Origin of the sequence: Alteromonas gilva, assembly GCF_028595265.1 — a bacterium.
GTDB lineage: Bacteria > Pseudomonadota > Gammaproteobacteria > Enterobacterales > Alteromonadaceae > Alteromonas > Alteromonas gilva.
In genome coordinates, this window is record NZ_JAQQXP010000002.1 from 425,589 (window position 1) to 445,516 (window position 19,928).

Below are 19,928 nucleotides of genomic sequence, written 5' to 3' on the forward strand. Positions count from 1 at the left end.
CTTCTGTATTATGAGTTTTTCTTATGTTGTGGGCGTTTCCCTGATCCACCACGACGTGAAGTTGGTCGTCTGTTTTGCCGGCGTTGACGCGGTTTCGGTGGCGTAATGTCGTCCAACAGCGCATCCTGAACATAATCAGTCACCGGAATCGGGTGCTGAATATACTCCTCTATTGCCGGTAAGTTTAACGCGTACTTTTCACAGGCAAAGCTTATGGCGACGCCACTTCGGCCAGCGCGCCCGGTGCGGCCAATTCGGTGTACGTAATCTTCCGGGTCGTCGGGCAAGTCATAATTAAATACATGCGATACATCTTCAACATGGAGGCCCCGAGCGGCGACGTCGGTTGCCACGAGTATGTCCAGTTTACCGCCGGTAAAGCCTTCAAGAATGCCAAGCCGTTTCTTTTGCGGTACATCACCACTTAGTAATCCCACCCGATGGCCATCGGCCTCCAGCCAGTCGGCCACTCGCTCACAGCTGTGCTTGGTATTGGCAAAAACAATGGCTTTCTCAGGCCATTCTTCTTCCATTAAGGTTAACAATAAACGCATTTTGTCGTCATCAGAAGGGTAAAACAGTTCTGCTGATACACGACTTGCGGTCATTTGCTTGGCTTCTACCTGCACGTGAGTCGGATTGTCCATGTGTTCGTAAGCCAACTCCTGAACCCGGTAGCTTAGTGTTGCTGAAAACAACATACTCAGGCGTTCGGTTGCAGGCGGCATACGGCGGAACAAATAGCGAATATCTTTAATAAAACCGAGGTCGAACATACGGTCGGCTTCATCAAGCACGGCGACCTGAATATTATCGAGTGTAAACACCCCTTGCTTATAATAGTCGAGAATTCTGCCCGTGGTACCAATGATGATATCAACACCATCTTGTAGCGTTTCGCGTTGACTTTCATATCCCTCGCCCCCATATATGAGACCAAGTGATAATCCCGTGTGCTTACTCAGCAGCTCGGCATCATTATAAATTTGTACGGCAAGTTCTCTGGTAGGTGCCATAATAATGGCCCTTGGACCACTTTTTGTACCATCAGTTTTGGCCGGTTGGCTTAAAATATGGTGGAAAGTTGCAACCAGAAATGCAATGGTTTTACCTGTTCCGGTTTGAGCCTGGCCAGCAATATCGTTACCTTCTAGTAAAGGAGGTAAGCTTAACGCTTGAATTGGTGTACAATGCGAAAAATTTGCGGCATTTAAGGCATCAATAACATTGCTATTGATGGGTAAATCGGAAAAATGTGTTTCGGTTAAATGAGTTGTTTGCATAGCTTATAGCTTATCAGTGCTTGCATTAAAAAACAGTTTCTATATAACACTTATGGTAGAGCTGAAACAAATCAGCAACAGACCAATTACGGAGAAAAGAATGAGCGACAAAATTATCCAGTTGACTGACGATAAGTTCGAAGCAGATGTTATCAATGCTGAAGGTCCTGTGCTGGTTGACTTCTGGGCCGAATGGTGTGGCCCCTGTAAAATGATTGCCCCAATTCTCGAAGAGGTAGCAACCGACTTTGAAGGAAAGTTAACAGTTGGTAAGCTGAATGTCGATGAAAATAATGAAACTCCGCCAAAATACGGCATTCGTGGCATTCCCACACTGTTGCTGTTTAAGGGCGGAAATGTTGCAGCGACTAAAGTCGGCGCCTTGTCAAAAGCGCAATTGACTGAGTTTCTGAACGAAAATATCTAGCTTTTAAAGCTTCCTTGTACAGATAGTAAAAACCGGCTAAGGCCGGTTTTTTGTGGTCTGTTGTGAGGGGGCCGCAGGCATCGGCAGCTGTTCGAATCAAGCAATCAGAAAACCAGAAGGTAAATTTTTTTAACATTTGGCCGATTTAGTCTGGACGGTAATAAGATATGGTGCTACCTTTACTGAGTCTAGGCAAACCTAGCATCCTTACTGCCCGCATCTGGGCGCAAGCTCGAATTCTATTAATTAACGAATTTCCCTAAAAGACGTTCAAATACAAAGACCCACCAGTATGAATCTAACGGAACTTAAGAATAAGCCAATTAGCGAATTGGTAGCCCTTGCCGACGAAATGGGCCTAGACAATATGGCCCGGGCGAGAAAACAAGATATCATTTTCTCGATTCTCAAATCCCATGCAAAAAGCGGTGAAGACATTTTTGGTGATGGCGTACTGGAAATCCTCCAGGACGGCTTCGGCTTTTTGCGCTCTGCAGACTCATCTTATCTGGCCGGGCCTGATGATATTTATGTCTCACCGAGCCAAATCAGACGATTTAACTTACGCACGGGTGACACTATAGCCGGGAAAATTCGCCCGCCTAAAGACAGTGAACGTTACTTTGCCCTGCTTAAAATTCGTGAAGTAAACTTCGATAAACCGGAGAATTCACGGAACAAGATCCTTTTTGAAAACCTTACCCCACTGCATGCCAATGACCGTCTGCGGATGGAGCGTGGCAACGGCTCATCTGAGGATATTACGGCACGGGTACTGGATTTGGCATCGCCAATCGGTCGCGGTCAGCGTGGCTTAATTGTTGCGCCACCCAAAGCGGGTAAGACATTATTACTACAAAACATTGCGCAGTCGATTGCGGCTAATCATCCGGAGTGTGAACTCATGGTGTTGCTCATCGACGAACGCCCGGAAGAAGTCACCGAAATGCACCGTTTGGTGCGTGGCGAGGTGGTAGCTTCTACCTTTGATGAACCTGCCAGCCGCCACGTTCAGGTAGCGGAAATGGTAATTGAAAAAGCCAAGCGTTTGGTAGAGCACAAAAAAGACGTGGTCATTTTGCTTGACTCGATTACCCGTCTGGCGCGCGCCTACAACACCGTAATTCCCTCGTCAGGTAAAGTATTGACCGGTGGTGTTGATGCCAACGCACTGCACAAGCCTAAACGCTTCTTCGGTGCCGCCCGTAACGTTGAAGAAGGCGGTAGTTTAACCATTATTGCCACTGCGCTGATTGATACCGGCTCTAAGATGGATGAAGTTATCTACGAAGAGTTTAAGGGTACGGGTAACATGGAGTTACATTTGCACCGTAAGATTGCAGAGAAACGTGTTTTCCCTGCCATTGACTTTAACCGTTCTGGTACCCGTCGCGAAGAGTTGCTGACCACTCAGGATGAGCTTCAGAAAATGTGGATCTTGCGCAAGATAGTGCATGAGATGTCAGAGATCGATGCGATGGAGTTTCTTATCAACAAGCTGTCGATGACCAAAACCAATGACGAGTTCTTTAATGCCATGAAACGGCAACGCAGCTAGTCAGCCCATCACTACGAAAAAACCGCTTTTAAAGCGGTTTTTTTTGTGCTTTTTGCACAGACAGAGTACTGTTACCTTTACTAATTACAATGAAGGAACACCCTATGTTCAGGATTGCTTTGGCCGCTTTTGTTACTTTCTCGTCTTGTGCTGTACTGGCCCAGAATAGTCAGGTAGATACCCTCGCTGACAAAATTGAAAGTGATGTGATTAGCTGGCGTCATCATCTTCATCAATATCCCGAATTATCTAACCGTGAATTTAAGACCGCCGAATATATTGCTACGTATTTGCGTTCGCTTGGTCTGGAGGTACAAACCGGTGTTGCCAAAACCGGCGTCGTCGCGGTGCTTGACAGCGGTCGTCCAGGTCCTGTTGTCGCGTTGCGCGCCGATATGGATGGTCTGCCTGTGCCCGAAGAAAATGACTTACCCTGGCGCTCTGAAGAGGTGGGTGAGTATAACGGTAACGAGGTGCCTGTTATGCACGCCTGCGGACACGATACGCACATGGCGATGTTAATGGGAGCCGCCGGCATACTCACCGACATGAAAGACAAGCTATCCGGTAAGGTAAAGTTTATCTTTCAGCCGGCCGAAGAGGGCGCACCTCCGGGTGAAAAAGGCGGCGCCGAAATCATGGTCAAGGAAGGGGTGCTTGAAAACCCCAAGGTTGATGTGATTTTTGGTTTGCACATCAGTGCCAATAACGACGTGGGTACGGTAAGTTATAATCCCGGTGGCACCATGGCCGCGGTTGACCCGTTTAAAATTGTTATCCATGGCAAGCAAGCACACGGTGCCTATCCGTGGAAAAGTGTTGACCCTATTACCACCGCGGCGCAAATGATCATGTCGTTGCAAACCATCGTTAGTCGTGAACTGAAAATCATTGATGATGCTGCCGTGGTCACGGTAGGTTCAATTCACGGTGGTAATCGCTCTAATATTATCCCTAACGAGGTGGAATTGGTCGGTACCATTCGTACGCTTAATCATAAAGCCCGTGAACATGTCTACGAGGCAATGGCGCGCAAGGTAAAAGGTATCGCCGATAGCATGGGCGCTACCGCTGAGCTGACCTTGCCGCTTGATTACAATTACCCTATCACTTACAACGATCCATCGTTAACCGCCGAAATGCTGCCAACTGTGGAACGTGTTGCCGGTAAAGAAAACACGATTCTGGCCAAGCCTGTGACAGGGGCAGAGGACTTTTCATTTTATCAGGAGAAAGTTCCGGGTCTGTTCATGTGGCTCGGTGGTAAACCGCTTGATGTACCAGCCGAAGATTCGCCCGCACACCATACGCCGGAGTTTTATGTGGATGACAGCGGTATGAAACTGGGCGTTCGGGTACTGACTAATTTAACGCTGGACTACATGGATACGCATTCCTCGAACGCGCAGTAACCTGCCATGTTGAACAGGACGCTGCAAGCATTGGCGCTGGCTGTTGTTGGCGCTGCAATGAATTTTTTACCCTCTCCCTTGCAAAGTGGCGGGGTAATATTTTTTGGTGGCGGCTTTGCCATTACTGCAGCCTTGCTATTGTCTTTCAGAGCGACATTTATTGTCACTGCCATCATTTATGGCGTCCTGTTGCTCAAAGGTAACGATCCACTACTCGTTACCTCACTGGCCTTTCAGCCATTACTGGTTAACGGCTTATCCAGCAAAACTGAACTGTTAAGCCCAATAAAAGTGGGACTGGGTGGGTGGAGTATTATCGCCATTCCGCTCTATGTTGTGATTTTCTTCTTAACAGAGAGCACGCATTTATCGCTGACCTATACTGACTTTTCGGTTACCTGGTTAAGTGGCATATTCTCCGGCTTATTCGGTCACCTTTTTTACCTGGCTTTATTACGCCGACTGAAACTTGATTTTTCGTTGCAAGCCGAGGCTGAAACGCTATTTCGGTACATGTTTTCGGCGCTGTTTTTCTTCGCTATTTTCATTATGACCTATGTTCATGTAAGCCAGCTGCAGCGTCAGCAGGCAGGTCAGCTAGCCAGCTATATGTCGCAGCGCGCACAAGTGATGGTGACTGAGTTGAGTCAATTTTTAGATAACCATGCCGGCGCCATTAGCAATACTGCCAATACGTTATCGATGGCCAGTAAATTTGGTGCCAGCATCAGCGATATGGCACCGGATGTACTGGCTAATCTGGCGCGCGAATATCCTGAATACCTCACCTTTTTGATTACTGATCGGGACGGTGATATTACCCATGCTTATCCGACTAATCTGCTGAGCCGGGCAAGGCGCCTGAATCAGGCGAACGTGGCACAGCGAGATTACTTTAAGCAGGTGATGGCAACCGGTCGCCGTTATATCTCACCGGCGTTCCAGGGCCGCGGGTTTGGCAACGATCCTATCGTCGCTATCGCCAGCCCTTTGTACGACGAGCAAGGCCAGATGACAGGTATTTTAGAGGGCTCGCTCAATTTAAGCAGTTTTGTAGAATACGATAGTCGCAATCTACCGCGGTTCTGGTCCCTGTATCGCGATAACAATGGCAAGGTTGTGTACGCCTCCCCTGAGCTACGTTTAAACCCACTGGAACAACCGGCATTGGATGATTGTGGACGAGAAAACTGTTTTAAGCGCGATGAGTTTTTAACGCATCAATGGTTTGTAGCACACTCGCGCGAACCGCAGCATGGCTGGACAGTCACGGTACTTTTCGAGTACAGCAATTACATGACATTAAGTGCCAGCTACTTGGGCTGGGCGCTAATTTTACTGGTGTGTCTGGGATTGGTGGGGATCTTTATTGGTGGCCACGTTGCGCAGATTTTTGCCCGTCCTATAGCCGCACTGATGAAAACCTTTGCCGGCTACACCCCCGAAAACCCCATATCGGTTCAGTCGCTTCGCAACGACCGCATACAGCTTAAAGAAATTACTGGCTTAGCGCTGGAATTTGATCAACTGGGCGAGCGACTGGTCAGCGCTTTCAACGAACTCAATGAATCGAGGGAACGTCAGAGCCGGTTAAACGAAGAGCTGGAGCAGCTTAATCTGACCTTAAGTGAACGTGTCGAAGAAAAAACCGCGTCACTGATAAAAGCGCTGGAGCAGGCAGAGAGTGCCAGTGTGTCAAAGTCTAACTTTCTGGCCAATATGTCACACGAAATACGCACGCCAATGAATGGTATTTTAGGTACCTGTGAGAATTTGTTAGAGCAGCCGCTCGCAACGGACGTGCGAAAACGGATTCAGGTGATCATGCAGTCAGCAAATAACTTGCTGTTAATCCTCGATAGTATTCTGGACTGGTCAAAGATAGAAGCGGGTAAAATGACCGTAAATCAATTGCCGTTTTCACCCGTCGACGTACTCGAAGGCTGCGCCGAAATACATCGCCAGGCCGCCAGCCGTAAACAGATTTCCCTTGATATTGAATGGATAACCGATGTGCCTGCGATGTTGCTCGGGGATGCAGGGAAAATTAGTCAGATATTGAATAACTTAATGAGCAACGCGGTTAAATTTACTAATAAGGGTGGCGTGTTGGTGCGGGTTGAATACCGAAAACAGTGGCTTACGCTTTCGGTAAAAGACAGTGGTATTGGCATTGCACCAGAGGAGCAAACTCGAATCTTCGAGCAGTTTATTCAGGCCGATGTCTCCAGTTCCCGGCAATTTAATGGTACCGGACTGGGGCTCTCAATCACCAGCAAGCTGGTCGACCTTATGAACGGTACCTTAGCGCTTAATAGCGAAGCCGGTGCTGGCAGTGAGTTTATTATTAGTTTGCCGCTTCCACAGACCACTCAGCAAAAAGAGCCCAGCGTTGAGGGTAAATTCGAACTGCCTTCCGGATTAAAAGTCTTGCTGGTTGAAGACAATGATATTAATGCCGAAATTGTTCTGGATATGATGAAAGATTGTGGTGCCCGCTGTATCCGCGCTAAAAATGGTCGTGAAGCGCTGGAGATACTACCTAAAGTACCCTTTGACGTTATTTTAATGGATTGTCAGATGCCGGTCATGGATGGGTTTTCAGCCACCATGGCAATACGTCAGTTGCCATCTGATAAATCGACAATTCCGATTATTGCGTTAACGGCCAATGCGTTTGAGGATGACCGACAGGCCTGCTTAAATGCAGGCATGACCGATTATTTGAGTAAACCCGTGCGCCGCAATAAGCTTTACCAAACCATTGCTAAGTACGTGGTTTATTCAGAATAGACTGACGAAACGCCTGGGCAGCTACGCTAATTGGCCTGCGTCTATTGGTAACTACCTGCCAGGTGCTGACAATCGGGAAGTCGGTGATATTCAGGATTCTGACCTGATCGTCTGAAGATTGCGCCAGGGTGTGCTTTGACAGCACCGCTAAGCCCAGCCCTGCTGATACCGCTAAACGAATCGCCTCATTACTTTCTATAACCATAGTGTTGGTGAATGTAATATCGCGTTTATCGCAGTATTCATCGAGCGTACGGCGAGTGCCGCTACCATACTCGCGCAACAGAAACTTACGTTCGGTTAATTCACTCAGCGCGCAGTTATCCGGGCCGTCATAGTCAGGGGGCGCTATAACAACCAGTGGATTGGCTAAAAATGGCTCACATATGAGTTCTTCATCCTGCGGTGGATAGGTAAAAATGTACAAATCGTCACGGTTTTGCATGAGCCTTTCGGCTATCTGGGCCCGGTTACCCACGGTAAAGCGCACGTCAATATTCGGGTGTTCTTTGCAAAACGGGCTGAGCAACGGCGGTATAATATACTTGGCCGTGGTGACGACGGCGAGTTTCAGGGAACCGATTTCAACACCACGTAATGCGCTAAGCTGGCTTTCGAGCTTTTCTTTTGAGCTTAAAATTTCCTGGGCGCAGCGGTACACGGCAATGCCGGCTTCGGTTAAGTGCTGGCTGCCCTGAAAATGCTCCAGTAACGGCATGCCGACGATACTATTGAGCTTTTTTAACTGCAGTGACACAGTAGGTTGAGATAACTGTAACGCATTCGAAGCTGCGGTCACAGAGCCGCAATCAACCACCTGTTGAAATACTTCAAGAAGCCTGAAAGTTAACATGTTCGTAGATCCGCGCTGCAATATGTTGCTATAAAAATAAACCAGAATTGAATTTATTTCTATCTATAAATAATAAGCAAGTCTTTGTGTGCAATAAAAAAAACGGTTGTACAGCATTTGTACCGCCATAATTGCGCGGCAATCCCTCGGCAGACTATGGGCAAATGCAGCAAAATAGGCTAATATCGGCCGCTTTTCAAACACAGGTCGAGAGATTCAGACCGTTGATTGTTGAACGCAAAAGTCTGTGAGGGCTGAACAATGGCAAAAATCGCAATAGTAATGGGGTCAACCTCTGATTGGCCAACAATGCAACATGCAGCAATAATGTTAAAGCAGTTTGGCGTTGATTTTGAGGCGCAGGTTGTCTCTGCGCACCGCACTCCAAATCTGCTGGTAGAGTTTGCTGAACAGGCCGAAAACAGTGGTTTTAGTGCCATTATTGCCGGGGCCGGCGGCGCTGCCCATTTACCCGGTATGATTGCCGCCCATACCCATTTACCTGTCTTTGGCTGCCCGGTTAAGTCTAAGGCGCTAAATGGTCTGGACTCATTGTTGTCAATTGTGCAAATGCCCAAGGGCGTGGCAGTGGGTACGCTGGCGATAGGTGAGGCTGGTGCTGCGAATGCCGGATTGCTGGCTGCGCAGGTTGTGGCCTTACAGGAGCCCGAAGTGCGTAAAGCGATTATCGAGTTTCGTGAAAGTCAAACCGAAACCGTGTTAGCCAATGGTAAGCTGGAGTTATAGTCATGCAGGTGCTGGTGTATGGCGCCGGTCAACTGGCGCAAATGATGTATCTGGATGGAGCGGCGCTGGGCATTGACGTCAGGGCGGTCGATGTAAACAGTAATACCGTGGTTCACCCGGTCAGTAAAGCACGCCTGGATGGCACTATTGCGCAGGCTATTGACTGGGCCGACGCGCTGACCGTGGAGTTTGAGCACGTACCCGAAGACCTCCTTGAGCAAGCCGAAGCGTCTGGCAAACTGCTGCCGGGAATGGCCTCGGTGTTAATTGGTGCAGACCGCGTGCGCGAAAAACAATTGCTGAGCCGGTTAGATATTCCCAACTGTCCTTATCAGATTGTCACCAACGTTGATCAGTTGCCAGACTGTGTTCAGCAGCTCGGCGAACGCTTAATCATTAAGGCCAGTCGCGATGGTTATGACGGTTATGGTCAATGGCGTTTAAATAAAGCAGAGGAATTACCGCAGCTGCAACAACAGCTCGCCGGGCTCGATCTTGAAAAGGTGCCGCTGGTAGTTGAAAAGATGCTCAACTTTGACCGCGAACTGTCGCTGATTGGCGCCCGCAGCCGCAACGGCGAAGTCATGGTTTATCCGCTGGCCGAAAACTTACACCACCAGGGGCAATTGCACGTTTCTGTGGCACCGGCAACTGCAAGTAATGAGGCCCTCACTGCCAGGGCGCAAGAGATATTTACCCGCTTGGTTGAAGGTATGGATTACGTGGGTGTGCTGGCTGTTGAGTTGTTTCAATGTGGTGAGACACTGCTGGTCAATGAGCTGGCGCCGCGTGTTCATAACTCAGGCCACTGGACCCAGGCTGGCGCCCATACCAGTCAGTTCGAGAATCATCTGCGTGCTGTGTTAGGTTTATCGCTGGGCGCGACAGGCAACATCGGTGGTGACGCGGCAGTCAGTGCTATGGTTAATATCATTGGCTGCGATGATCATCAGTTGGCGTTGCTGAGCATCCCTGGCGTGCATTTAAACTGGTACGGTAAATCGGTCAGGCATAAACGTAAAATGGGTCATATCAATGTAACAGCAGAGAGCTATCAGGCGCTGGGCAATAAACTGCAGCGCTTAAGCGGTTATCTGTCGACCACCCATTTCCCCTGTTTGCCGGATGAAAGTCAGCGCCTGGCTAATATTCGTTAGCGCGTCCATCTGTATAAACTGAATGAACTGATAATAAGGACCTCGCCAAACGCGGGGTCTTTTTGTTTGCAGTGCTGCATGTCATTGGCGCGACCAGTGTTAAATTTTACGCTGAAGTGCGTGTTATACTTACGCAACACATGCCTTTTTCAATATTGAGCAATCGCAAAATTAGGTTACAGTGAAAAGGCTAATAAACAAAAAAGAATGGAGTGAAAATGAGCGTCAAATCGGCAGTGATAACTTTAGTGCTTGCCACTCACCTGTTTTGGGCAGCGCCAGCGGTGTTGGCCATGGACTCAATTATGGTGCATAACGCCAATGCCCGGGCCACCTTTGCGTTAGCCTCCACTGCAGCGGTCTATTTGACCGTTATGAATCATCATGACTCGCCCATCGTGCTCGAAGGTGTCAGTGTTTCAAGTGATATTGCCGCCGAAGCGCAAATTCATACCACTTTCATGGAAGGTGATATGATGAAAATGCGACAAGTTACCGATGGTATTGGTATCGCACCGGATGCGATGGTTGAATTGAAGCCCGGTAGCTACCATATTATGCTTATGGGATTGGTTAAGCCGCTTGAAACTGGCAATACGTTTAACCTCACACTGCATTTTGATAATCAGGCCGATAAAACGGTGTTGGTGACGGTGGGAGACGCGGCCAAAGCGGGTACACATTTACACCATTAAGCACAGGTTGCTAATAAAGTAATCTGAATCCGTGATTGACTGCTATTAATGACTAGCAGAAGTTTTAAGCCAAGGAGTTAGTATGAGCGTAATTGATATAGGCATCGACGAAGCGGATCGCGAAGCGATCGCCGCAGGTCTGAAGAAGGTGTTGGCAGATTCCTATACCTTGTATTTACAGACCCATAATTTTCACTGGAACGTAACAGGGCCTCAGTTCAGAGAACTGCACCTGATGTTCGAGGAGCATTATACTGAGCTGGCAACAGCGGTAGATGACATTGCAGAACGTATTCGCACGCTTGGCGTCGCCGCCCCGGGAACCTATAAAGGCTTTGCTGAATTAAGCGCGATTGAAGAAGTCGAAGGCGTGCCGGAAGCCACTGAAATGGTAAGCTTACTTACCCACGGTCATGAGCAGGTAGTCAAAACCTGTCGCGCAGTGTTAAGTATTGCGCAAAATGCAGACGATGAGTCAACGGCCGCGCTGGTCTCCGATCGGATGCGCGTGCACGAGAAGACCGCCTGGATGTTGCGGGCAATGCTCCAGTAAAATTTACTGCAATAAAGCGGCCTGCTGAACCATAACCGACAACGCGATGTGCCGGCATCAGCAGGCTTTAACCTAAAAACAACAAGAGACGACAATGAAGCGACCACAAAATAAGGTTGCTAAACTCACAGCACTGGCCTTCGCCGGTGCTGTTGCGTTTAGTAGTCAGGCAACAACCGATGTTACCGTAAACGAATTAGCCAGTGGCCTGGATCACCCGTGGGGAATGACTTTTCTGCCCACAGGCGATGTGCTGATAACTGAACGCAGTGGCCAGGTTCGCCGCTATAATTTTGGCTCGGGCCTCAGTAAGCCCTTATCGGGTGTGCCAAAAGTGGCTGCAAATGGCCAGGGCGGCCTGCTCGATATCATTGTTGATCCGGATTTTACGACCAATCAGCAGATCTATTTTTGCTACTCAAGGCCGACAGACGGCGGCAGCAGTTCCAGCGTCGCGCGGGCCACTCTGGCCGGCAACGCTCTGACCGCGGTCAGCGACATTTTTATCGCCGATTCAGTCGTAGATAACGGTTTTCATTTTGGTTGTCGGCTGAGTTTTGATAGCGCTGAGAACTTATACGTCGCCATGGGCGATCGTTATAAATACATGGATGAAGCGCAAAACACCGATAACCATTTTGGTAAAATAGTGCGTATTACCCGTGACGGTGAGCCGTTGGCAGACAACCCGTTTATTGATGGCGATGCGCCCGAGGTGTTTAGCTATGGTCACCGCAATATACAGGGCCTGACCGTTCACCCGCAAACCGGTGCGTTGTGGGCCATGGAACACGGCCCGAAAGGCGGTGATGAGGTTAATTTGATCAAAGCGGGCAATAATTATGGCTGGCCGCTTATCACCTACGGTATTGATTACGACGGTGATATTATTTCTGACAAAACGGCCCAGCCAGGCATGGAGCAACCTGTGCTTTACTGGGATCCTTCCATTGCCCCCAGTGGCATGACCTTCTATAACGGCAATGTCTTTAAAGACTGGCAGGGTGACTTGCTAGTGGGCGCGTTAAAGTTTCGTCACCTACGCCGTATTACCTTTAACGACGCGGGCGAACCAGTCAGTCAGACTGAGTATTTACGCGATCGCGGAGAGCGGATACGGGATGTTGAGGTAGGACCAAACGGCATGATTTACGTGTTAACTGACGAAGATAACGGTAAATTATTGCAGCTGCTGCCGGCGGCTAAATAACGTTAAGCCAACATCACTTGTCAAAAAGGCGGCCAATGGCCGCCTTTTTTGTTTTCGTTACACAGTGGCGATTCGCTAGTTGCCATCCGGTGTTGTTCTGTAACGTTCAAACCAGGCCAGAATGTTGCCGACCTTTTGCGCTAAGCGCGATGGTTTGCCAGCGATACCATGGGATGCGCCGGGCAAGCGGAGCATGGCGGCGTCAACGCCCTGTAGTTTGAGTGCCTGATAGTATTGCTCTGACTCACTAATAGGTGTTCTGTAGTCGGCTTCGCCGGTCAGCAGCATGGTGGGGGTGGTGACATTACCTACCAGTGAGAGCGGCGAGTGCTGCCACAGGTGATCAGGAATTTCCCAGGGCATCCCCGGCATCCAGTACTGACTGAAATAAGGATACGCATCAGCAGTTAACGCAAAGCTCATCCAGTTAATTACCGGCTTGGCGACCACCGCTGCGGCAAAGCGATCGGTTTTGCCGATTGACCAGGCAGTTAATACACCGCCGCCTGAGCCGCCGGTGATGAACAAGTTGTCAGTATCGATAGAGCCTTTGGCTATGACGCCATCGACAACATCCATCAGATCATTGTAGTCCTGTGAAGGGTAATTGTGATGAATGAGGTTTGCGAAGTCTTCGCCATAAGAGGTACTGCCGCGAGGGTTGGCCCAAACCACCACATACCCTTTGGCCGCCATCAACTGGATCTCAGCGCTAAAATTAGGGCCGTAGGCCGCGTGGGGGCCACCGTGGATCTCGAGAATCAGCGGATACTTTTTGCTGGCATCAAAGTCGGGCGGCGTCAGCATCCAGGCTTGAATGGGGCGATCATCGACCGATGAGGCAACGGTTAGTGGTTCAATCGCTGACAGCTTGAGGTGGCCAAGCACGTCATTGTTGAGCGTGGTTAATTGTTTAACCTGGCCGCGCTTGTCGTGCATAAACAGATCGGCCGGTGAGGTACCATCGGATGAGGTAAATACCAGCGCACCGCTGCCTGACAGCGCAAACTCGCCGGAAGTGTATGGCCTGCCCATGGACTGGCCGCCTAATGCAATACTGAGCCTGTCGGTATCGCCGTCTAATTCGATGCGCGCTACTCTGGTCTGGCCTGCATCGTCATAGCTGATGTACAGCTCATCACTGCCATGGGCCCATTCGAACTGACCTACCGAGCGGTCCAGGGACTCAGTCAGGTTGGTGAGTTTGCCGTTATCTAAACGCATCACCCACAGGTCGTTACTTTGGAAGCTCAGCTTGCGGTCGGTCACATGACTAAATGCCAGGTATTTGCCGTTGGGGCTGACTTTAGGGCTACCTTCCGGGCCTTCTAAACTGGTAACCTGCGACAACTCGCCACTGTTAATTGCCAGCCGATAGATATCGCTGGTCATCACTTCCATGGCGTAATTAGCGCTGGGGTTAGTTGAAAATAGCAGACTCTTGCCATCATGCGACCAGTCCAGGTCACCATTGATGGGCACATCACTAAAGGTGAGCTGGCGCGGGGTTCCGCCGTCGAGTGGCAGTATATAAATCTGCGCAAAGCCGCCAGGGACGTAGCCCGCACCGTCAGAACGGTAATTAATGTCTTCAATAAAAATTCCCGACTCAGCCCACTGGGCATTATCCGGTTTTCCGGGCATACCGGTAAACAGAGGCTTATTAGGCGCCGGGGTAAACATGGTGAACGCCAGTGTTTTGCTATCCGGCGACCATGTCACGTTACCCGGTGAATAACTGGTGTTGGTAAGCAGTGCATCTTCGCCGCTGTCCAGGTAACGCACATACAGTTGTTGTGAACCGCCCCGGTCTGACAAATAAGCAAGCTTATTACCATCCGGCGATAATACCGGGCTGCGTACATTCGCCTGTTCAGCAATGAGGGGGCGGTGGGCCCCGGTTTTTACGTCAATCCGCCATAAGCTGGTGTGCATGCGGTCATGCATAATGTCATTACTACGGCGTTCGTAAATAATGTGTTTATCATCGGGCGTGAACAAGGGCGAAGACGCATATTCAAGCTCAAAAATATGTTGATAGTCGAACGTTGTGACCGGCCCTTCTGCGCTGTGTCCCGGCAGTGATGCTGCCAGCACGGCACTGGCAAACAGCGCTTTGATGGTGAAATGCTTCATTATTGTTGTTCCTTCGATTCTGTCGTCGATAAACTGATTTTGCCCTGCAATATATGGGTGAACATAACCCAGTCGCCAATAAAGCTATACAGTGGATAGCGAAAGGTTGCAGGTTTATTATGTTCAAACTTAAAGTGACCAAGCCAGGCAAATCCATAGCCTGCCACTGGCAATAACCATAACAGCATCCACGTTTGCGTCACCAAACACAATATCAGTAAGCTGATTACCAGTGCAGAGCCGATAAAATGTAAGCGCCGACACATCGGGTGTTGGTGTTCAGCAAGGTAATACGGGTAAAACTCGCTGAACGAGGCAAAGCGTTGTTCATTGGTCATAATTCCTACATCGTTTATGGGTATGCAGTAGATAGTGTAGCCTGTCACTTGTAATTAAGTACAATGTGCCCATATATGCCTAATAGATATGGCTTTAAAAACGAATTATGACAGGCGAATTACCATGCAGGAACTGATGTCAAACAACATCGTAGATTTAACCGTGGAGAATTTCCAACAGGTTATTCTGGAAGTATCCAAAGAAAAACTCGTACTTATCGACTTTTGGGCAGAGTGGTGTGAGCCCTGCAAAGACTTAATGCCGGTATTGGAAAAAATCGCCGGCGAGTATCCCGATACCCTGCTGTTAGCTAAAGTTGATTGCGAAAAACAGCAGGAAGTCGCCGCGCAGTTTGGCATTCGCAATTTACCCACCGTCATGGTTGTCAAAGATGCACAGCCCATTGATGGCTTTGCCGGCGTTCAGCCCGAAGCCGAAATCCGCGCCATGCTGGGTAAATATTTACCCAAGCCGGAAGACGAGTATTTAGCCAAGGCTTCTGAGTTGGTCGCCGGCGGCGACTATACCGGTGCCTTCCCTCTGGCCAAACAGGCCTATGAGCTGAATGGCGACAATATTGACGCTAAATATATGTATATCGATTGTCTGATTGAGACCGGCGCGGTGCCAGTTGCAAAAACCCTGCTGGAAGAGATTAAGATGGTCGATCAGGATCATCGGTATCAGGCTCTGCAAGGGAAAGTTGAGCTGGCTGAGCAGGCCGCCGATACCCCGGAGATCCGGTCATTGCAGGAGCAGGCTGCTGCCAACCCGGACGATCTGCAGGTGCAGGTGGACCTCGCTGTAGCGTTGTATCAGGTGCAACGTTCGGAAGAAGCACTGGCGTTATTATACGCCGTGTTGTTGAAGGACTTCGCTTTTGGCGACGCCAAAAAGTTCATGCTGGATGTCATTAATGCACTACCTGATGGTGACTCGCTTAAATCGAAGTACCGGCGCAAGTTGTACAGCCTGATGTACTAATGGCGTACTGCTGCGGCCCGTTGTTGTCGGGCTGTGCCAGGTCACGCAAGTTGTAATCCTTAACGGGTCGTCCTGGTTGTTGTTATAGCAGGGCGATACCCACCAACCATTGAGAGTAATATGCCTGACTGGTTATGGGTCTCCCTCGCTATTGTGCTGATTATCGAAGGCGCTGGTCCGCTGCTGATGCCCAATCGCTGGCAACGGTATTTAACGCAGCTGGCACAAACGAACCCTAATCAGATACGCCGGATAGGCGGAGCATTGGTGATAACCGGGCTTATTTGTTTGTATTTCACGGCTATGTAAACCGGTAAATAGGGTTTAATCGGCCCCCAGCTGAATATTTGTGCATAAAACAGATGATCCTGTATACGGATTTTTGATAGAATCCACGCCTAATTTTTTAACATACTCGACTCATGGCTAAAAATATTGTGGTCCTTGGCACCCAATGGGGTGACGAAGGTAAAGGTAAAGTAGTAGATCTGCTTACTGACCGGGCAAAGTATGTTGTGCGCTATCAGGGCGGACACAATGCTGGTCACACACTGGTAATCGACGGTGAAAAAACCGTTCTGCATTTAATTCCCTCTGGCATTCTGCGTGACAACGTGACCTGCATCATAGGTAACGGCGTGGTATTGAGCCCGGAAGCGCTGATGACAGAAGTCGCGATGCTTGAAGAGCGTGGTGTGCCCGTACGTGAGCGCCTGAAAATCAGCGAGGCTTGCCCGCTTATTTTGCCTTACCATGTGGCCCTTGATGTTGCGCGTGAGAAAGCACGCGGCACTAAGGCTATCGGTACGACCGGGCGCGGCATTGGCCCTGCCTACGAAGACAAAGTAGCGCGCCGTGGCCTGCGGGTAGGTGACTTATTCAATGCCAAGGATTTCGCTGCCAAGCTGAAAGAAGTACTGGATGTGCATAACTTCACGCTTACCCAATACTACGGCGAAGAACCGGTCGATTATGATAAAACCCTGGCCGACGCGCTGGCAGTTGCCGATATTTTACGCGCGATGGTGGTCGATGTAACAGACGAACTGGACAAGGCGCAAAAGGCCGGTCTGCCTATTATGTTTGAAGGCGCGCAGGGCACGCTGCTCGATATTGACCACGGTACTTATCCTTACGTGACGTCGTCGAACACCACTGTGGGTGGCGTTGCTACCGGTGCCGGATTTGGCCCGTTGAACCTCGACTACGTGCTGGGTATTGTTAAAGCTTACACCACGCGTGTTGGCTCGGGCCCTTTTCCGACCGAATTGGATGACGATGTTGGCCAGCACCTCGGCGTGAAGGGGCATGAGTTTGGTGCAACCACTGGTCGTAAGCGTCGTACTGGCTGGTTTGACGCCGTAGCGATGAAGCGTGCTGTACAAATTAATTCTATTACCGGTTTTTGTTTAACCAAACTCGACGTGCTGGATGGTTTGGATACGCTGCAAATTTGTATCGGCTATAAAGACAAAGACGGCAACGTTAAAGACGTACCACCGATGGCTGCTGACGGGTACGATTTGGTAACGCCAGTGTACGAAGAAATGCCGGGCTGGCATGACAACACGTTTGGGGTGACCGAGTATGATAAGCTGCCGCAGCCAGCCAAAAACTACATTGCCCGTTTAGAGGCCATCACAGGTGTGCCGGTTGATATCATTTCGACCGGACCGGACCGCAATGAAACCATTGTGATGCGCCATCCTTACGATGCCTGATTAAATAAATCAGACACCTAAATACTCTCAAAGAGCCTCGTTAAACGGGGCTTTTTTGTGCCCGACGATGGGCAATTTGCCGGCTTTTTTATTGCGCTGCGATAATGCTACTATGATGCTCTATACCCCACAGGAGCACGTATCGGTGAGTATCAATTCAGGCACTATTGAGGGAACCTTCGAACGGTTACAACAGTCTTTTTCATTAGGTAAAACGCGTACCTATGAGTGGCGCAAGGCCCAGCTCGATGCCTTACAACGATTGTTAACCGAAAATAAAACGGCATTACTCAGTGCATTAAACGAGGACCTGGGTAAAAGTGCCAGTGAAGCCTATACCACCGAAATCGGCTTTTTGCTCAGTGATATCCGCCATACCAAAAAACATCTGCGAAAATGGATGAAAGCGGAAAAAGTGAGTACGCCGCTCATCGCGCAACCGGGCCGTAGCATGATACAGCCGGAGCCCCTGGGGACAGTATTGATCCTCGGTGCCTGGAATTACCCGCTGCAGCTAACCCTCGCCCCCTACACCGCCGCGTTGGCAGCGGGTAACTGCGTTATATTAAAGCCTTCGGAGCTGGCCCCCGCCAGTGCCGCGATAATGGGCAGGCTGATCCCCAGGTATTTAGACGGTGATGCTGTGAGCGTCATTGAAGGCGATAAAGATGTTGCCACCCGGCTGCTCGCCATGCCTTTTGACCATATATTTTATACCGGTGGCGAGAACGTAGGTAAAATTGTGATGCAAGCGGCAGCCAAACACCTGACCCCGGTCACGCTGGAATTAGGCGGCAAAAGCCCCTGTGTGGTTGATGCGAATACCGATATGGCCACCACTGCGAGGCGCGTGGTATGGGGCAAGTGGACGAATGCCGGACAAACCTGCATCGCCCCTGACTATGTGCTGGTGGAGCGCAGTTGCACCAGTAACTTTCTTGCCAGGCTGGAGCATGAAATTCACCGTCAGTTTGGCGCGCAGCCTATTGCCAGTGACGATTACGGCAAGATTATTAACGCCGGGCACCTTGAGCGTTTGCAGGGATATTTGCAAGGGCAGGACGTGATTATGGGGGGCGAAAGTGATGCTCAATCGCTGCGCATGGCACCCACTGTTATTCTCAACCCGGATATCGAAAGCACGGTGATGCAGGAAGAAATTTTTGGCCCTGTTTTACCAGTGATAGAAGTCAGTAGCATATCTGAGGCATTCGATTTTATTAAACGCCGGGCTAAACCGCTGGCTGCCTACCTGTTTAGTGAGAAGCCTGATGTACAGCAAAAAATGATTGACGAAATTAGCGCAGGTAGCGTCTGTATTAATGATACTATGATGTTTATGGCAAACCCTGCGCTGCCTTTTGGTGGTGTAGGGCATAGCGGTATGGGGCGCTATCATGGGCGTTTTGGTTTTAATACCTTCAGTCATCACAAGAGTGTGATGAAACGCAGTTTTTGGTTTGATGTTGCCGTGCGCTATGCCCCATCAAGCGCCAGAAAACGCTTTATATTAAAAAAGTTGCTGTGATTTGATTTCGACTATCCACGGAGTACGCCTGTTATGCCCCAGCCCTTTCATTTAGCAATTCCGGTTGATGATCTCGATAAAGCCAGGCAGTTTTATGGCACGTTGTTAGGGTGTCGCCAGGGGCGTAGTGATAGTCATTGGATTGACTGGGATTTTTTTGGCCACCAGTTGGTGACTCATTTGGTTAAGGCTATGCCTTCAAAGCCAGAATATAACGCGGTGGATGGCCATGCAGTGCCGGTGCCGCATTTTGGCGTGGTAATGACGATGGACGATTGGCAGGCACTGGCAGAGACGCTTGAATCAGCAGGGATGGAATTTGTTATCAAGCCCTACGTCAGGTTCAAAGGCGAGCCTGGCGAGCAGGCGACAATGTTTTTCATGGACCCTGCCGGCAATGCGCTGGAGTTTAAGGCGTTTGCTGATATCAACCAGCTTTTTGCTGTGGATTAAAATGTTGTCCAGCGATGTAAGCTATTGTTAAGCCTTTTTTTCTAATAACTTAGCATAATCTAGAGCCTTTTCACTGCAG

The 19,928-nt window shown here is 49.5% G+C and carries 18 protein-coding genes; 14 read left to right on the plus strand and 4 right to left on the minus strand.

Annotated elements, in window-relative coordinates:
• Nucleotides 1-8: 8 nt before the first annotated feature.
• A complete protein-coding gene (rhlB, locus tag OIK42_RS15535) occupies nucleotides 9-1,283 on the minus strand; it encodes an ATP-dependent RNA helicase RhlB (protein ID WP_273641967.1) in 1,275 nt (424 codons plus the stop codon).
• Between the two features lie 100 nt (nucleotides 1,284-1,383).
• Between rhlB and trxA (OIK42_RS15540) the strand changes: the two genes are divergently transcribed.
• The 4 genes from trxA (OIK42_RS15540) to OIK42_RS15555 all read left to right on the plus strand — a co-directional run bounded on the left by trxA (OIK42_RS15540) (nucleotide 1,384) and on the right by OIK42_RS15555 (nucleotide 7,473).
• Entirely contained in the window at nucleotides 1,384-1,710 is a 327-nt protein-coding gene (trxA, locus tag OIK42_RS15540) for a thioredoxin TrxA (protein WP_105936165.1), read from the plus strand.
• A gap of 292 nt (nucleotides 1,711-2,002) precedes the next feature.
• Complete coding sequence (rho, locus tag OIK42_RS15545) at nucleotides 2,003-3,268, plus strand: transcription termination factor Rho (RefSeq protein ID WP_273641968.1); 1,266 nt, start codon at nucleotides 2,003-2,005, stop codon at nucleotides 3,266-3,268.
• Nucleotides 3,269-3,372: 104 nt separating this feature from the next.
• Entirely contained in the window at nucleotides 3,373-4,680 is a 1,308-nt protein-coding gene (locus OIK42_RS15550) for an amidohydrolase (protein WP_273641970.1), read from the plus strand.
• Between the two features lie 6 nt (nucleotides 4,681-4,686).
• Nucleotides 4,687-7,473 carry an ATP-binding protein gene (locus OIK42_RS15555; protein ID WP_273641971.1) on the plus strand — a complete coding sequence of 929 codons (2,787 nt, stop codon included), beginning with the start codon at nucleotides 4,687-4,689 and terminating at the stop codon, nucleotides 7,471-7,473.
• Here OIK42_RS15555 and OIK42_RS15560 read toward each other — a convergent pair.
• Entirely contained in the window at nucleotides 7,448-8,326 is an 879-nt protein-coding gene (locus OIK42_RS15560; protein WP_273641972.1) for a LysR family transcriptional regulator, read from the minus strand. The two genes, OIK42_RS15555 and OIK42_RS15560, sit on opposite strands and share 26 nt — an antisense overlap.
• Before the next feature lie 261 nt (nucleotides 8,327-8,587).
• Between OIK42_RS15560 and purE the strand changes: the two genes are divergently transcribed.
• The 5 genes from purE to OIK42_RS15585 all read left to right on the plus strand — a co-directional run bounded on the left by purE (nucleotide 8,588) and on the right by OIK42_RS15585 (nucleotide 12,688).
• Nucleotides 8,588-9,073: a 5-(carboxyamino)imidazole ribonucleotide mutase gene (gene purE / locus OIK42_RS15565; protein WP_273641973.1), complete on the plus strand. Its 486-nt coding sequence runs from the start codon at nucleotides 8,588-8,590 to the stop codon at nucleotides 9,071-9,073.
• Between the two features lie 2 nt (nucleotides 9,074-9,075).
• Nucleotides 9,076-10,230, plus strand: a complete 1,155-nt coding sequence (locus OIK42_RS15570; protein ID WP_273641974.1) for a 5-(carboxyamino)imidazole ribonucleotide synthase — start codon at nucleotides 9,076-9,078, stop codon at nucleotides 10,228-10,230.
• A 218-nt stretch (nucleotides 10,231-10,448) separates the two neighbouring features.
• A complete protein-coding gene (locus tag OIK42_RS15575) occupies nucleotides 10,449-10,925 on the plus strand; it encodes a copper chaperone PCu(A)C (RefSeq protein WP_273641975.1) in 477 nt (158 codons plus the stop codon).
• Between the two features lie 82 nt (nucleotides 10,926-11,007).
• Nucleotides 11,008-11,478, plus strand: coding sequence for a Dps family protein (locus OIK42_RS15580; RefSeq protein ID WP_273641976.1), 471 nt, complete (start codon nucleotides 11,008-11,010; stop codon nucleotides 11,476-11,478).
• 94 nt (nucleotides 11,479-11,572) lie between these two features.
• Nucleotides 11,573-12,688 (plus strand): PQQ-dependent sugar dehydrogenase, encoded by a 1,116-nt coding sequence (locus tag OIK42_RS15585; protein ID WP_273641977.1) that lies wholly within the window; start codon nucleotides 11,573-11,575, stop codon nucleotides 12,686-12,688.
• Between the two features lie 75 nt (nucleotides 12,689-12,763).
• On the opposite strand, the gene OIK42_RS15590 is transcribed toward OIK42_RS15585, so the two are convergent.
• Nucleotides 12,764-14,824 carry a S9 family peptidase gene (locus OIK42_RS15590; RefSeq protein WP_273641978.1) on the minus strand — a complete coding sequence of 687 codons (2,061 nt, stop codon included), beginning with the start codon at nucleotides 14,822-14,824 and terminating at the stop codon, nucleotides 12,764-12,766.
• Nucleotides 14,824-15,162 carry an Mpo1-like protein gene (locus OIK42_RS15595; RefSeq protein ID WP_273641979.1) on the minus strand — a complete coding sequence of 113 codons (339 nt, stop codon included), beginning with the start codon at nucleotides 15,160-15,162 and terminating at the stop codon, nucleotides 14,824-14,826. The genes OIK42_RS15590 and OIK42_RS15595 overlap by 1 nt, the downstream gene beginning before the upstream one ends.
• Before the next feature lie 124 nt (nucleotides 15,163-15,286).
• On the opposite strand from OIK42_RS15595, the gene trxA (OIK42_RS15600) reads away from it, so the two are divergent.
• The 5 genes from trxA (OIK42_RS15600) to OIK42_RS15620 all read left to right on the plus strand — a co-directional run bounded on the left by trxA (OIK42_RS15600) (nucleotide 15,287) and on the right by OIK42_RS15620 (nucleotide 19,849).
• A complete protein-coding gene (trxA, locus tag OIK42_RS15600) occupies nucleotides 15,287-16,147 on the plus strand; it encodes a thioredoxin (protein WP_273641980.1) in 861 nt (286 codons plus the stop codon).
• Nucleotides 16,148-16,267: 120 nt separating this feature from the next.
• Entirely contained in the window at nucleotides 16,268-16,456 is a 189-nt protein-coding gene (locus tag OIK42_RS15605; protein WP_273641981.1) for a DUF2065 domain-containing protein, read from the plus strand.
• 113 nt (nucleotides 16,457-16,569) lie between these two features.
• Nucleotides 16,570-17,868, plus strand: coding sequence for an adenylosuccinate synthase (locus tag OIK42_RS15610; RefSeq protein WP_273641982.1), 1,299 nt, complete (start codon nucleotides 16,570-16,572; stop codon nucleotides 17,866-17,868).
• 145 nt (nucleotides 17,869-18,013) lie between these two features.
• Complete coding sequence (locus OIK42_RS15615) at nucleotides 18,014-19,396, plus strand: aldehyde dehydrogenase family protein (protein ID WP_273641983.1); 1,383 nt, start codon at nucleotides 18,014-18,016, stop codon at nucleotides 19,394-19,396.
• 33 nt (nucleotides 19,397-19,429) lie between these two features.
• On the plus strand, nucleotides 19,430-19,849 hold the full coding sequence (locus tag OIK42_RS15620; RefSeq protein ID WP_273641984.1) for a VOC family protein: 420 nt from the start codon (nucleotides 19,430-19,432) through the stop codon (nucleotides 19,847-19,849).
• Nucleotides 19,850-19,928: the final 79 nt, after the last annotated feature.